Below are 658 nucleotides of genomic sequence, written 5' to 3'. Positions count from 1 at the left end.
GCCCTCACCATGGCTTTCGTCGGTGATACGGTTCCGAAGGCAAGGACCGGCAGCGCTATGGGGCTGCTCGGAACGATGTCGGCGATCGGCACCGCTCTCGGTCCGTCGCTCGGGGGCCTTCTGATTGCCGGATCCGGCTGGCGGGCGATCTTCCTTGTCAACGTGCCATTGGCTTTGCTGGCCCTTGTTCTCGCCTATCGCTACCTGCCGGCTGATCGCCGGGGGTCGAAGACGGATCGGGCCGGCTTCGACGTTGTGGGCACGCTGCTGCTTGCCTTGGCGCTTGGCGCCTATGCGCTCGCGATGACGTTCGGGCGTGGCAGTTTTGGTCCGCTCAACATGGCTCTGTCGGTGGCAGCCGTTTTCGGAGCCGGCTTCTTTGTGCTTGTGGAGGCGAGGGTGGCATCACCTTTGATCCGATTGGCCGCATTCCGCAATGCGACGCTGAGTACGAGCCTCGCCACGAGCGCACTCGTCGCGACGGTGATGATGGCGACACTGGTGGTCGGGCCGTTCTATCTGTCTCGTGCGCTCGGGCTCGACGCGGCTCTTGTTGGCGTCGTCATGTCGGTCGGTCCGCTTGTCGCCGCGCTGACCGGCGTGCCAGCTGGTCGCATAGCGGACCGTTTTGGCGCTGGGCGCATGACCATCATTGGGC

General features: G+C 64.7%; 1 protein-coding gene. It reads left to right on the top strand.

Features of this window, described 5'->3' with window-relative positions:
• The coding region (locus tag EOA85_RS36690) for an MFS transporter (RefSeq protein WP_127212832.1) at nt 1-658 on the top strand (658 nt) is incomplete at both ends.

It is taken from the genome of Mesorhizobium sp. M5C.F.Ca.IN.020.29.1.1 (genome assembly GCF_003997375.1).
GTDB classification, from domain to species: Bacteria; Pseudomonadota; Alphaproteobacteria; order Rhizobiales; family Rhizobiaceae; genus Mesorhizobium; species Mesorhizobium wenxiniae.
The sequence above is the reverse complement of the archived record's forward strand: the minus strand, read 5'-3'. Positions and strand labels throughout refer to the sequence as shown.